Origin of the sequence: Methylobacterium pseudosasicola, from assembly GCF_900114535.1 — a bacterium.
Lineage (GTDB): Bacteria > Pseudomonadota > Alphaproteobacteria > Rhizobiales > Beijerinckiaceae > Methylobacterium > Methylobacterium pseudosasicola.
The window spans coordinates 97,244-110,067 of the sequence record NZ_FOTK01000018.1 but is presented as its reverse complement, the minus strand read 5'-3'; the positions used below and the strand labels follow the sequence as shown (position 1 = coordinate 110,067).

The 12,824-nt window shown below is 69.8% G+C and carries 12 protein-coding genes; 6 read left to right on the top strand and 6 right to left on the bottom strand.

Annotated features, from left to right (window positions below):
- Positions 1 to 81 precede the first annotated feature (81 nt).
- Together BM228_RS17880 and BM228_RS17875 are read right to left on the bottom strand one after the other, a co-directional pair.
- On the bottom strand, positions 82 to 1,290 hold the full coding sequence (locus BM228_RS17880) for an MFS transporter (protein WP_092042806.1): 1,209 nt from the start codon (positions 1,288 to 1,290) through the stop codon (positions 82 to 84).
- 148 nt (positions 1,291 to 1,438) lie between these two features.
- Positions 1,439 to 2,035, bottom strand: coding sequence for a TetR/AcrR family transcriptional regulator (locus BM228_RS17875; RefSeq protein WP_092042774.1), 597 nt, complete (start codon positions 2,033 to 2,035; stop codon positions 1,439 to 1,441).
- 136 nt (positions 2,036 to 2,171) lie between these two features.
- Here BM228_RS17875 and BM228_RS35415 point away from each other — a divergent pair, with 136 nt between their 5' ends.
- Complete coding sequence (locus BM228_RS35415) at positions 2,172 to 2,789, top strand: MFS transporter (protein WP_244537189.1); 618 nt, start codon at positions 2,172 to 2,174, stop codon at positions 2,787 to 2,789.
- The gene (locus BM228_RS35410; protein ID WP_244537188.1) at positions 2,717 to 3,352 is read left to right on the top strand and encodes an MFS transporter; all 636 of its coding nucleotides are present in this window, start codon (positions 2,717 to 2,719) and stop codon (positions 3,350 to 3,352) included. Before BM228_RS35415 ends, BM228_RS35410 begins: the two co-directional genes overlap by 73 nt.
- Before the next feature lie 9 nt (positions 3,353 to 3,361).
- Here BM228_RS35410 and BM228_RS17865 read toward each other — a convergent pair whose 3' ends face one another.
- The gene (locus BM228_RS17865) at positions 3,362 to 5,356 is read right to left on the bottom strand and encodes an OmpA family protein (protein ID WP_092042772.1); all 1,995 of its coding nucleotides are present in this window, start codon (positions 5,354 to 5,356) and stop codon (positions 3,362 to 3,364) included.
- 77 nt (positions 5,357 to 5,433) lie between these two features.
- Entirely contained in the window at positions 5,434 to 6,501 is a 1,068-nt protein-coding gene (locus BM228_RS17860; protein ID WP_092042805.1) for a DUF2865 domain-containing protein, read from the bottom strand.
- Positions 6,502 to 6,660: 159 nt separating this feature from the next.
- Here BM228_RS17860 and BM228_RS17855 point away from each other — a divergent pair, with 159 nt between their 5' ends.
- Positions 6,661 to 7,176 carry a CreA family protein gene (locus tag BM228_RS17855; RefSeq protein WP_092042771.1) on the top strand — a complete coding sequence of 172 codons (516 nt, stop codon included), beginning with the start codon at positions 6,661 to 6,663 and terminating at the stop codon, positions 7,174 to 7,176.
- Between the two features lie 10 nt (positions 7,177 to 7,186).
- On the opposite strand, the gene BM228_RS17850 is transcribed toward BM228_RS17855, so the two are convergent.
- On the bottom strand, positions 7,187 to 7,534 hold the full coding sequence (locus tag BM228_RS17850; RefSeq protein WP_092042769.1) for a hypothetical protein: 348 nt from the start codon (positions 7,532 to 7,534) through the stop codon (positions 7,187 to 7,189).
- Positions 7,535 to 7,843: 309 nt separating this feature from the next.
- Between BM228_RS17850 and cysS the strand changes: the two genes are divergently transcribed.
- Both cysS and BM228_RS17840 read left to right on the top strand, forming a co-directional pair.
- The gene (gene cysS, locus BM228_RS17845; protein ID WP_092042804.1) at positions 7,844 to 9,241 is read left to right on the top strand and encodes a cysteine--tRNA ligase; all 1,398 of its coding nucleotides are present in this window, start codon (positions 7,844 to 7,846) and stop codon (positions 9,239 to 9,241) included.
- Positions 9,242 to 9,325: 84 nt separating this feature from the next.
- Entirely contained in the window at positions 9,326 to 10,093 is a 768-nt protein-coding gene (locus BM228_RS17840) for a trypsin-like serine protease (protein ID WP_244537193.1), read from the top strand.
- A 125-nt stretch (positions 10,094 to 10,218) separates the two neighbouring features.
- Here the strand turns inward: BM228_RS17840 and ctrA are convergent, their stop codons facing one another.
- Positions 10,219 to 10,920 carry a response regulator transcription factor CtrA gene (ctrA, locus tag BM228_RS17835; protein WP_007566477.1) on the bottom strand — a complete coding sequence of 234 codons (702 nt, stop codon included), beginning with the start codon at positions 10,918 to 10,920 and terminating at the stop codon, positions 10,219 to 10,221.
- 420 nt (positions 10,921 to 11,340) lie between these two features.
- Here ctrA and fliI point away from each other — a divergent pair, with 420 nt between their 5' ends.
- Positions 11,341 to 12,693, top strand: coding sequence for a flagellar protein export ATPase FliI (gene fliI, locus BM228_RS17830; protein WP_092042768.1), 1,353 nt, complete (start codon positions 11,341 to 11,343; stop codon positions 12,691 to 12,693).
- Positions 12,694 to 12,824 lie beyond the last annotated feature (131 nt).

Below are 12,824 nucleotides of genomic sequence, written 5' to 3'. Positions count from 1 at the left end.
CCTCCTCGTCGTAGGATGGCGAGGTTTGGCAAAGATTGTCAAAAATTACCGGCGATGGGCGCCCGGTGGTCAGGGGCAGGTTCAAACCGTCAGGGGCGCCAAGCGCGACAGCCGAATCGCGATAGCGAGGGCCAGACCGTAAAGGCCGCCCACGAACAGCACCACGCCGGTCCAGCCGGAATGGGCGAAGAACCAGCCGCCCGCGGTGCCGAGCACCGACGAGCCGAGATAGTACAGGCACAGATAGACCGAGGAGGCCTGCGCCCGGTCGCGGAGCGCCCGGCGCCCGACCCAGCTGCTCGCCACCGAATGCGCCCCGAAGAAGCCGATGGTCACCACGACGACCCCGGCGACGATCAGCAGGATATTGTCGGCCGCCGTCATCAGGATCCCGGCGAGGCCAAGCGCGGTGGCGAGCCACAGCACCCGCCGCCGGCCGAAGCGGCTCGCCAGCTCGCCCGCCACTGGGCTGCTGACCATCCCGGCGATGTAGACGGAGAAGATCAGGCCGATCACCGTCTGGCTCAACGAGAACGGCGGATCGAGCAGGCGGAAGCCGATGTAGTTGTAGATGCAGACGAAGCCGCCCATCAGCAAAAAGCCCTCGGCGAACAGCCAGGGCAGGCCGGCATCGCGGAAATGGTGGCCGAAGCTGCCCGGCACCTCGCGCCAGGCCATCCGGCGCGGCACGAAGTTGCGCGCCGGCGGCAGCCAGCGCCAGAACGCCAGGGCGGCGACGAGGGCCAAGCCGCCGATCGTGGCGAGGCCGATCCGCCAGTTCACATGGTCGGCCATCACGCCGCTGATCAGCCGGCCGGACATGCCGCCGAGTGCGTTGCCCCCAACCAGCAGCCCCATCGACAGGCCGATCGCCTGCGCGTCCATCTCTTCGGCGAGATAGGCCATCGCGACGGCCGGCAGGCCGCTCGCGGTCAGTCCGGACAGTGCCCGCAGGACCAGAAAACCATGCCAGCTCGGCACCAGGGCGGCGACAATGGTCAGCACAGCGGAGGCGAACAGGGAGGCCAGCATCACCGGCTTGCGACCCCAGATCTCTGAGAGCGGGCTCACCACCAGCAGCGCCACCGCCAGCAGCCCGCAGGGCAGGGACAGGGCGAGGCTGCTCTCGGCCGGCGAGACGCCGAATTCATCCGCGAAAATCGGCAGCAGGGGCTGCACCGCGTAGAGCACTGCGAAGGTCGAGAACCCGGCGGCGGCGAGGGCCAGCGCCGTGCGGCGGAAGACCGGCGTGCCCGACCGGATCAGCCGCTCGTTGCCTTCGCTCGCCATCACCATCCCGCGTTGCAGAAGCATCATCCCGAAAGGCGGTTGCCGGCTCTCGGAAGACGATGATGCGCCATCAAAAAGCTCGCCCGGTGGTGAGGCGCGGGCCAGCCGGCGTCAACTGCAGGCGGCGCGTCCGCGCCATGCGGGCGGATCAGGCCGGATCGAGGGCGCGCAGAGCCGGGTCGATCAGCGCGCGCAGTTCGGCCCGCGTCGCCCCGTCCCGCGCCTGGAACGAGATCGCCTGCAAGATGCCGTGATAGAACGCTGCAAGCCGGGGGATATCCGTGTCCGCGGGCAGCTCCCCGTCCGCGACGCCGCGCCGGAGCCTGTCCGAGACGAGTTCGACGGTCTTGCGACGGGCGCGCATGAGATGTTCGCGCGCCACTTCGTTCGCCGGCAGGCAATTGACCACGCCGAGGATCAGGAAACAGCCGCCCGACTTGGTCGAGAGCGCGACCTCGACGCTGCCCTCCAGCATCGCGCGCAGACCGTCCCGCACGGTCACCGCCTGTTCGAGCGCCCGCATCTGGGCGGAGCCGATCGTGGCGATGTACAGGTCGATCGCCTCGCGGAACGCCGCCTCCTTCGAGCCGAAGGCCGCGTAGAAGCTCGGCGGCTTCACCCCGATCGCCGCGGTCAGGTCGTTGAGCTGTGCACCCTCGTAGCCCTTGGCCCAGAACACCTGCATCAGGCGCTCCAGAGCTTGATCGCGGTCGAAGCCGCGGGGCCGTCCTCGCGCGGAAGCCATCGCACACCTTTCTGTAGCAGGATTTATAGAATGGCTTGACCGCCCGCGGCAAGCGCGCTTACCCATTCTGTAGTCGAGTTTACAGAAATGGGGGCCGACGATGCGGGCAGCGGAGACAACGGTCGAAGCACGGGACGTGACTGGTGCAGTCGAGCCCGGCGCCGCCACGGTCCCGCCCTGGGTCTATCTCCTCAGTGCGACGATCTTCGTGATCACCACGGCGGAATTCATGGTCGCCGGGCTGATGCCGTCGCTGGCCACAGCCTTTGCGGTCTCGGTGGGCGAGATCGGCAACCTGATCGCGCTGTTTGCCCTCGGCATGACCTTCGGCGGCCCGCTGGTGATCGCTCTGCTCCTGCGGCTCGGCGTGTCGAACAAGGACGCGCTGCTGTGGCTGCTCGGCGTGTTCCTGATCGGCAGCACGCTGGCCGCCGTGGCGCCGAGCTACGCCGTGATGGCGCTCGCTCGCACCCTGCAGGGCGTGACCAGCGCCGCCTGCTTCGGAATCGGTCTGACGCTCTGCGCCGAATCGGTCCGGACCGACCTTCGGGGGCGCGCTGCCTCGCTGGTCCTGGCCGGGCTGATGATCTCGCCGGTCGTCGGCGTGCCCGCCGCGGCGGTGATCAACGACCTGTTCGGCTGGCGCACCAGTTTCTGGCTGATCGTCGGATTGACGGCCCTGTGTATCGCCGTCGTGGCCCGGCGATCCCGAGACCCGCCCGCAGCACACAGGTCGATCTGGCGTCCGGTCTAGCCGACCTGCGCAACGGCCGTCTCTGGGCGGCCTACGCGACCAGCGGGCTGATCATCGGGGCGACCTTCGCGGCCTTCAGCTACGTCACAGCCATCTTCACCGAGGTCACCGGACTGGCGCCGCGGCTGATCCCGATCGTGCTCGCCGCCTACGAGCTCGCGACGGTGATCGGTAATCTCATCATCGGCCGGCTGGCGGATCGCTACACGATACCCGTCCTGGCAATCGGCCTCGTCATCCTCGCCGCGGCCCTGGCGAGTTTCGCGGCCTTCCCGACCGACGCGGCCGTCAGCGTCGCCGCGTTCCTCGTGATCGGTCTCACCGGCGTTTCCCTCAACCCGGCCATGGTCGCCCGGGTGATGCGGGCCGCCCATCCCGGCCCGCTGGTGAATAGCCTCCATACCTCGGTGATCACGGCGGGCCTCGCCCTCGGAACATGGCTCGGTGGCCTCGCGATCGACCATGGCTACGGCCTCGCGGCCCCGCTCTGGATCGGCGCGGGGCTCGCGGTACTCGGGCTGCTCAGCCTCACCCCGCGCCAAGCGCGGGAACTGGCGGCGTGATGGCGCCGCTCAGCGGGGTGGCTGCGCCTGCGCCGTCCCCTGTTGCAGCAGCGGCGTGATCCGGCGGACCGTGACGCGGCGGTTCTCCCGGGAGGCGCTCTGCGTGTTCACCTTCAGGTACTGCTCGCCGTAGCCCTGGGTGGTCAGGTTCTCCGGCGGCACTTGGAATTGCTGAGTCAGCACGGTCGCCACCGATTGCGCCCGGCGGTCCGACAGGGACAGGTTGTCGATGTCGGAGCCCACCGCGTCGGTGTAGCCCTCGATCAGGAAGACTTCCTGCGGGTTGGCGCGGATCGCTCGGTTGATGGCGGCCGCGATCACCGACAGCCGGGCCGCCTGGTCCGGCGTGACCGTGTACGAGGCCGTATCGAAATTGATCGTGTCGATGTCCACCGAGCGCATCCGGGCGCGCAGATCCGGGCTGTAGCGGACCTGATCCAGGGTGTAGCGGCGGTCCACGGCGACCACCGGCGGGGCCGTCAAGGCTTCGTAGACCGCGCCCTCGTCCGCCTGCTCGTATTCCACCACGTAGCGGTCGCGGGGGATGCGGATGTCGGGGGGCGGCAGCACGACCACGTCCTCGTAGATCGGGCGCGGCGGGCCGGCATAACCGTTGTCGATGATCACCACCTCGCGGCCGTCCCGGAAACGACGGTAGCGGCGCAGCAACCGGCCGTCATCGTCCGTAACGGTGACGATCTGCTCGCCGCCCGGCCGGTCGATGAAGCTGTAATAGTCGGCGCCGCGCCGTTCGGAGCGAAAGCCGCGCGGGTCGAGATCCCGGAACCGCTCGTTCTCGTCGTGGCGGATCAGGTAGCCGTCGCGATCCCGGACGATGATGCGGCCGGGCTCCCGGTAATAGGTCCGGCCGCCCTCACTGAATTCGCGTCGGTCGCGCCGGACCTGATCGTAGTCGCGCACGTCGTCCTCCGCGCGGAAGCCGCCGGGGACGTAGCCCGGCTGGCCCGGCCTGTTGAACGCGCCGCGCGCGCCCGGCCCGCCGGCGGGCGGCTGACCCGGCTGTACGCCGGGGGGCGGAGGCGGAGCGTCGGCGCCGGGCGGTGGTCCCGGCGGCTGGACGGGGCGGCCGGGAACCCCCGGCGCCATGTTCGGGGGCACCGGGCGACCGGGCTCGGAGCCCGGCTGGTTCTCCAAGCGTTGGACCGGCCGTCCGGGAACGCCGGGGGCCATGTTGGGTGGCACGGGCCGGCCGGGCTCGGCGCCGGGGCTTGCATTCGGCTGGGGCTGAGCGTCCGGGCGCTGTACCGGCCGGCCTGGCACGCCGGGAGCAGCGTTCGCAGGCGGCGCACTTGGGACACCGGAACGCTGCGCTGGGCCCTCGCGATCGGGCGCGGCGTCCCGGCGCTGCGCCGGAGCATTCGGTGTGACATTCGGCGTCGTACGCTCCAGGTCCGGAGGCCGGCGGTCCTGATCCGGAGCACGCTGCGGCTGCGACGGACGTTCGGGCGCCGACCGGGGTGAGGGTGGTGGCGATGGTTCACGCTGTACCGGCTGCCGGTCGGGTCCGGGCCGCTCCTGTGCAGGGCGATCGACGGCGGGACGATCTGGCGCGCGCCGTTGCTCCGGCGCTGGGCGCTCCTGGCTGTCCGGCCCGCGATCTGGCCGACGCTCCTGAGCGGGCGGACGCGCCGCCGGTGGCTCGGGCCGACGCTCGGGGGCGCGCTCGCGCGGAGGCGGCTCGGCCTGGGGTTGGCGCTCACGCGGCGGCTCGGGACGCTCCCTCGGGGGCGGGGCGCGCTCGGGCCGTGGCTCGGGCCGCTCGCGGGCGGCGGGGGGCGGACCCGGCGGCGGTCCGGGACGCTCCTGCGGTGGACGTTCCGGACGGGGCCCGCCATGGGGCGGCTCGCCGCCGCCGCGCGGACCGCGCTCGTCGGGGCCGCCCTGGGCCAGGAGTAACTGGTCCGGGGATGCGCCGGCGGGCTGCACCAGGGTCAGGCCCGGGAGCACCGTGCCAGTGAGGAGGATCAGTCGCAGGAGCCGCATCGGGGCCTCATTTCGGATCGAGCCGACCCGAACCCTGCGCGCGGCCTATGGTTCCGCGCCGGCCGCTCAAGACTCCGTCAGGGCGTCAGCCGCTGGGGCACCGCGATCATGTCGGGGGCGATGATCCGCACGGCGACATGGTCGGGCTTGGTGCCAGCCGCCTTCACCTCGCCCGCCTTGGTCTCGCCGGTCTTCTCCCCCGCACCGGCATTCATCTCGACCCCGGCACGTCCGGCGGCGTCGGCGGCGAGCTCGGCGGCCGTCCGGTCGGCCCGGCCGACCAGAGTCAGGCGCACCTTCGGGCGCGACAGCGCCTCGGCCTGCATGGGCGTGACGAAGATATCGCCCTTGTGCCGCACCAGCATGCTCTCGGCCTTCACGAGCGACTGCGCCCAGGTCTGGTTCTGCGGCTTGCAGGAGCAGTTCGGGACGAATTCCTTGCGGAACTTGAACGCGTTGGCGAGGCTCACATAGGCGCGGCTGCCCTTCACCGAGGCCGCGTGCTTCAGCGCCTCGTCGCCGTAGGGCATCGCATAGGCCTGGGCTTCGGTGCCGGGGCAGAGCGCCTGGCACATCTCGTCGGCGCCGCCGCGGCCCTCGGGCAGGTTGCGCATCGGGAAGAAGCCGCCGTCGCAGGTCCGCACGCAGACCATCTGCGGGCCGCCCTTGGCATAGGCCTCGCCGGTGCCGGCATAGGTCTCCCGGGCCGGGCAATTGGCGGAGACCAGCCCCTGCAATTCGCGCTTGCGGGCGCCGCTATCGTCGAACACCGCGCCGCCATAGGTCGCCTTGAGCGCGCGGATGCGCTGCTCCACGGCGCCGCACTGGGGCGGGCGGGTATCGAAGAACAGGAACTTGCCGCCCTCGCAGTTCAGCCCGCGGAAATAGGCCTCCAGCCGCCCGATCTCGTCGTTGAGCGCCCGGGTCGTGCTGGCGCCGTTCTGGACGGAGGCTAGCTCTGCCCGATAGCGCCGGCAGGCGGGCGACGGCAGCTGTGGCGCGCCAGGCTTCGCCTCACCGGCGGCGGGTGCACCGGCCGGCGCCTCCTGCGCCTTAGCGGGGGCGAGGCTCAGGGACAGACCGCACGCCAAGGCCGCGCTCAGAACGAGGCGGCCGAGCGAACGGACGATCGGGCGGTCAAGCATCGGCTGCATCGCGTTGATCGGAAATACTCTCAATCCCGCTGGTCGAACGTGCGCCGCCCATGCCTCGGGACCGAAGCAGCTTGACTGTACGCCCCCTCGCAACGCGGGGACAGTCCTCCTACATCCGGGCGGCGTGCTTGGGCAGGGAATTGACCCGCGATGTGGTTTCGGAGTCTCACTTGTGTTGGGCTTTTCGCCCTCGGCCTGGCGGCGGCCGGACCGGCCTCGGCCCAGGAGCCGGACCGGATCTTTTCCAAATCCACGGTCTGGCGACCGCTGACCCCTAACGACAAGCTCGTCGTCTACGGCATCGACGATCCGGCCGTGTCGGGGGTCGCTTGCTGGTACACGCAGCCGGAGAAGGGCGGCATCAAGGGGACGCTCGGGCTAGCCGAGGACGTCTCCGACATCTCGCTCGCCTGCCGCCAGACCGGACCGATCGCTTTCAAGGGAAAGCTGGGCCAGGGCGAGGTGGTCTTCAGCGAGCGGCGTTCGCTGATCTTCAAGTCGATGCAGATCGTGCGTGGCTGTGATGCCCAGCGCAATACGCTGATCTACATGGTCTATTCATTCAAGGTCATCCAGGGGTCGCCGAAAAACTCGACCTCGGCGGTGCCGTTGGCGCCCTGGGGCACCGAGCCGGCACCGAAATGCTCGGATTTCGTGAAGGGCTGACGCCGCTTCGTCAGTCCCGGCAGGTGATGCGGATCGGGCGCTCGGTCGGGGTCGCGATCGGCTGCTCGATGGCGCCGGTATACTCGTCGGCGGCGGCGATCCCGAAGGTGTTGGCGGCGGCGTAGCCCTGCGCCTCGCACCAGGCATTGGCGACCACCTGGCCGCACTCGCTGCCGGGGGTCGTCAGGCAATCGCCGACGCCGTAGCCGTCGCTCGACGGGATCAGAAAGGTCTTCTCGACATGGCTCGGGGCCTTCGCGGGCGTCTCGCCGTCGCTGCCGGCGAACGCGCCCTGCGCGAGGCAGGCCGTGGTCAGGGAAGCCGCGATGACGAAGTAACCGGCAGCCTTGCGTCGCATGGACTTTCCTTGGGCACAGTATCTTGGGTTCGAGGTTCTTGGTCCGGACGGTCCGACGACGCGGTTAAGGAAGGCTTACCCGTCCCGTGCGAGGACCATCTCGAATTCCTCACGCTTTTGCGTTAGCCCCATCGTGCGGGCGGCACCGTCGCCGCAGCGCAACAGCGGGCTGCTGCGGCGGGGCGTGAGCCGCCATCGTTCGGCCGCTCTTCGCTTCGCAGTGCCCGCAGGTCATTGAGGGCAGGGCCGGTTTTCCGGCGACGGCGCGGCGCCGAAGATCGGCTGCGGCGCCGGAAGGGGATGGGTTTCATGGCGCCGATGTTGCGGCTCTACAACACGCTGACGAGCGCCAAGGAAGCGTTCACGCCGATCGATCCCGCCCAGGTGCGGATGTATGTCTGCGGCCCGACCGTCTACGACGCGGCCCATATCGGCAACGGGCGCGCATTCATCGTCTTCGACCTGCTGTTCCGGCTGCTGCGCCACCTCTACGGGCCGGCGCACGTGACCTATGCCCGCAACGTCACGGACGTGGACGACAAGATCAACGCCCGGGCGGCCGAGCGCGGCATCACCATCCGCGAACTCACCGACGGTACGCTGGCGCAGTTCCACCGGGATCTGCGCGGCCTCGGCCTGCTGATGCCCGAAGACGTAAATGTGCCGGGCGAGCCGCCCCGCTTCATCGAGCCCCGGGCCACCGATCACATTGCCGAGATGCGCACGATGATCGATGCGCTTGTCGCAGGCGGTTACGCCTATGTGGCCGAGGGGCACGTGCTGTTCGACGTGCCGGCCATGCCCGATTACGGCCGCCTCTCGAAGCGACCCCTAGACGAGATGGAGGCCGGCGCCCGAGTCGAGGTCGCGCCCTACAAGCGCTCGCCGTTCGATTTCGTGCTGTGGAAGCCCTCGAAGCCCGGCGAGCCGTCCTGGCCGTCACCCGCCGGGATCGCCGAGCCCGGGCGTCCGGGCTGGCATATCGAGTGCTCCGCAATGTCGGCCAAGCACCTCGGCAAAACCTTCGACATCCATGCCGGCGGCATCGACCTGATCTTCCCCCACCACGAGAACGAGGTGGCCCAATCGCGCTGCTGCTTCGGGACGCCGGTGATGGCCAATGTCTGGCTGCATAACGGCTTCCTGCAGGTGGAGGGCGAGAAGATGTCGAAGTCGCTCGGCAATTTCATCACCATCCGCGATGTGCTGAAGGATTGGCCGGGCGATGTCATGCGCCTTGCGATGTTCAGGACGCATTATCGGCAGCCGATCGACTGGACCCTGCGTGCACTTGAGGAGGCGAGCCGGGTGCTCGACCGCTGGTACAACGCCGCCGGGGATACGCCGGCCGCCGAGGCGGTGCCGGCCACGGTGCTCGATGCGCTCTGCGACGACCTCAACACGCCGGCCGCGATCAACGCGCTGCACGGCCTCGCCGGTGGCGGTTCCGACGAGGCTGCGTCCCTGCGGGCCGGCGCGAACCTGTTCGGCCTGCTCACGCGCACCCGCAGCGACCGCGAGCAGGATCAGGTCGCCGCCGCCGGGATCGATGTCGCCGCCGTGGAGGCGCTGATCGCCGAGCGCCGGGCCGCCCGCGCCGCCAAGGACTGGGCGGCCTCCGACCGCGCCCGCGACGCGCTCGCCGCCATGGGCGTATCGGTGAAGGACAACAAGGACGGCACCAGCACCTGGACGGTGGCGCGCTGAAGGAGGCCGCGTCCTCACGCCCGATTGCGCCGGGTGCCCGGTGCCGCATCTCTGATGCGGGGCTCGGAGCAGCAAGGTTTGCGCGTGATCAGTGTCGGGACCATCGGGACGCGGCTCGCAGCCGCTCTAGGCGCCTCCGCGATCGGGCTCGGTCTGGCGGGGCCGGCCGCCGCGATCGACGGCGGTGCGCCGGCGGGGCGGGATGCCCTCGCGCAGGCCACCGTCGCCATCGGGACGATCACCCAGCCCGAGGAGGCGCTGAACCTCACACGCTGCACCGGCATCCTGATCGCGCCGGACCTCGTGCTCACCGCGGCGCATTGCGTGAACGGCGATCCGCTCGGCGCGCTGGTGGTGTTCTTCCGCGGCACCGAGCCGACGCGGCCGGTCTACGGCGCCCGGGTCGCGTCCCGCTACAGCCCCGATCCCGGCGAGATGCTGCCGAATGCGGCGCCCGACGTGAGCTTCGCCGACCTGTCCCTCGATCTCGCGGTCCTGCGCCTCACCGAGCCGGTGCGCGACCGGCGCCCGGTGCCGCTCGCGGCCGACCCGCGCCGTATCCCGAAGAGCCTGCGGATCGCCGGGGCCGGCCTGTCCGGGCGCGGCGTCGGGCGCCTGCGCACCGCCAGCCTGACGCCGGTGGCGGCCAGCAACACCGGCCTGACCATCGCCCGGGCGAACGGCGCCCGGATCTGCTTCGGCGATTCCGGTGGTCCCGTCGTCGCGCAGGATCGCGGCGGGACCTATGTCTGGGGCGTGGCGAGCGCCGTGATCACCCGCACCGCCCCGTGCGGCGGCTACGTGGTGGTCGCCCCGGCCGCCCAGGTCTTTTCCCGAGCCGGAGTCCGATAGGGCTCAAGGCGGCATCGTTTTTTCCGAAAGCCCGCAGCCACCTTTCAGGACGATGCGCAAAAAACGAAAACCCCGCGCGGCCGAGCCGCACGGGGTTTTTCGAGAACGGCGATGATCCGGGTGGATCAGACCGCCATGCGCTCCTCGGCATCCATCGGCTCGCGCAGCACGTAGCCGCGGCCCCAGACAGTCTCGATGTAGTTCTTGCCCTGGCTGGCATTGGCGAGCTTCTTGCGCAGCTTGCAGATGAACACGTCGATGATCTTCAGCTCGGGCTCGTCCATGCCGCCGTAGAGATGGTTGAGGAACATCTCCTTGGTGAGCGTCGTGCCCTTCCGGAGCGAGAGGAGCTCCAGCATCTGGTACTCCTTGCCGGTCAGGTGCACCCGTGCGCCGCCGACCTCGACGGTTTTCTGATCGAGGTTCACGATCAGGTCGCCGGTGGTGATGACCGACTGGGCGTGGCCCTTCGAGCGGCGCACGATGGCGTGGATGCGGGCGACCAGCTCGTCCTTGTGGAACGGCTTGGTGAGGTAGTCGTCGGCGCCGAAGCCGAGGCCCTTCACCTTGTCCTCGATCCCGGCCATGCCCGAGAGGATCAGGATCGGCGTCTTCACCTTGGCCACGCGCAGGTTGCGCAGCACCTCGTAGCCCGACATGTCGGGCAGGTTCAGATCGAGCAGGATGATGTCGTAATCGTAGAGCTTGCCGAGGTCGATCCCCTCTTCGCCCAGGTCGGTTGTATAGGTGTTGAAGTTCTCGGACTTGAGCATCAACTCGATGCTCTGCGCAGTCGCGCTATCGTCCTCGATCAAAAGTACACGCATCGTCCGTCCCCAGCCCCGCCGGCCGCATCAGCGCGCAGACACGTCCCCACCGATCGCCCGCCACCGGCCTGTGGACGGGCGCTCCGTCGCTCTTGACGTGGAACGCTATGGATTAATCGTTAACAAAACCTGATTCCCACCCGCAAGCGTCTCGTTCACCGGCCCGCGAGCTTGACGGGAGGAAACAGGTTCCTCCGCGCACCCTCCGGGCCGTGATTCCGCTCCGATCGCGACCGGTCCGCCCACACGGTTGGGCGTAAGTGTCTCGCCCGCAACGACCCGGTCCCGGCTGTGACCCCACGGCCACAGCCCCACGACTTCGTGAAGCCCGGCTGGCGCCGACGCCCGGACCGAGCCGCTACGAGCCCGATGAGCGCAGTGTTAAGGAGGCCGGTAAACGAAGCGTTGAGAGCCACGGCGATGACACAGGATCCGGCAAGGTCCGTTACCAGCCTCGCCGCGGCCCAGGCGGCCCTGGACCGGGTCGAGATCCTGGAGACGTTCGGCCGGGTTGTGGCGATCCGCGGCCTGCTGGTCGAGGTGGCCGGGCCGGTGGCCGCGATGCGGCTCGGCGGTCGGATCGACGTGGAGGGCGCCAACGGCCTCGGGCTTGTGCCCTGCGAGATCATCGGCTTCCAGGGCGACCGGGCGCTCGCCATGCCGTTCGGCTCTCTCGAGGGAGTCCGCCGCGGCTGCCCGGCCTATGTGCGCGACGAATCGGCAGGCGCGATCCGGCCCTGCGGCGCCTGGCTCGGCCGGGTGATCGATGCGCTCGGCCGGCCGGTGGATGGCCTCGGGCCCCTGCCGCAGGGGCCGGACGTCTATTCCCTGCGTGCCGACCCGCCCCCCGCCCATGCCCGCACCCGGGTCGGCGGCCCGCTGGATCTCGGGGTCCGGTGCATCAACAGCTTCCTCACCATGTGCGCTGGCCAGCGGATGGGCATCTTCGCGGGCTCCGGTGTCGGCAAGTCGGTGCTGCTGTCGATGCTCGCCCGCTACACCGCCGCCGATGTGGCGGTGATCGGCCTCGTGGGCGAGCGCGGCCGCGAGGTTCAGGAATTCTTGCAGGACGATCTCGGCGCGGCCGGCCTCGCCCGCTCGGTGGTGGTGGTGGCGACCTCGGACGAGCCGGCGCTCATGCGCCGCAACGCCGCTTACGTGACGCTCTCGGTCGCCGAGCATTTCCGCGACCAGGGCGCGAAGGTGCTGTGCATGATCGACTCCATCACCCGCTTCGCCATGGCCCAGCGCGATATCGGCCTCGCCGCGGGCGAGCCGCCCACCGCCAAAGGCTATACGCCGACCGTCTTCTCCGAATTGCCGCGCCTACTGGAGCGGGCCGGACCCGGGGTCGGCGTCGGCACGATCTCGGCCCTGTTCACCGTGCTGGTCGAGGGCGACGACCACAACGAGCCGGTGGCGGACGCGGTCCGCGGCATCCTGGACGGGCACATCGTCATGGAACGCGCCATCGCCGAGCGCGGGCGCTATCCGGCGATCAACGTGCTGCGCTCGGTCTCCCGGACCATGCCGCGCTCCTGCGACCCGACCTATCTGCCGGTGGTCCGCCGGGCCCGCCGGGTGCTCTCGACCTATGCCGACATGGAGGAACTGATCCGGCTCGGCGCCTACCGGGCGGGCTCGTCCCAGGAGGTCGACGAGGCCGTGGCGCTCATGCCTCAGCTTGAGGCTTTTCTGGGGCAGGGTAAGGAAGAAGCAACGTCCATCGGCGATGGTTACGCACGGCTGAGCCAGATTGTCGGCGGGGCCTAGGCATCATGCAGCGAAGCGGTAACCGCTTGGGTGCGATGAGTGATGCGGAACGAGGGTCTGAGCAGGTTCGCCGTCGCGATCCTGTTTAGGGCACGGGCCGGGCATGGTCCTCGGCGCGGCCCCGAGCGTTG

Bases quoted from the DNA above. Each gene is read 5' to 3' on its own strand.
- BM228_RS17880 (WP_092042806.1), bottom strand. From the start codon at position 1,290: ATGGCGAGCGAAGGCAACGAGCGGCTGATCCGGTCGGGCACGCCGGTC.
- BM228_RS17875 (WP_092042774.1), bottom strand. From the start codon at position 2,035: ATGGCTTCCGCGCGAGGACGGCCCCGCGGCTTCGACCGCGATCAAGCT.
- BM228_RS17865 (WP_092042772.1), bottom strand. From the start codon at position 5,356: ATGCGGCTCCTGCGACTGATCCTCCTCACTGGCACGGTGCTCCCGGGC.
- BM228_RS17860 (WP_092042805.1), bottom strand. From the start codon at position 6,501: ATGCTTGACCGCCCGATCGTCCGTTCGCTCGGCCGCCTCGTTCTGAGC.
- BM228_RS17855 (WP_092042771.1), top strand. From the start codon at position 6,661: ATGTGGTTTCGGAGTCTCACTTGTGTTGGGCTTTTCGCCCTCGGCCTG.
- BM228_RS17850 (WP_092042769.1), bottom strand. From the start codon at position 7,534: ATGCGACGCAAGGCTGCCGGTTACTTCGTCATCGCGGCTTCCCTGACC.
- cysS (WP_092042804.1), top strand. From the start codon at position 7,844: ATGGCGCCGATGTTGCGGCTCTACAACACGCTGACGAGCGCCAAGGAA.
- ctrA (WP_007566477.1), bottom strand. From the start codon at position 10,920: ATGCGTGTACTTTTGATCGAGGACGATAGCGCGACTGCGCAGAGCATC.
- fliI (WP_092042768.1), top strand. From the start codon at position 11,341: ATGACACAGGATCCGGCAAGGTCCGTTACCAGCCTCGCCGCGGCCCAG.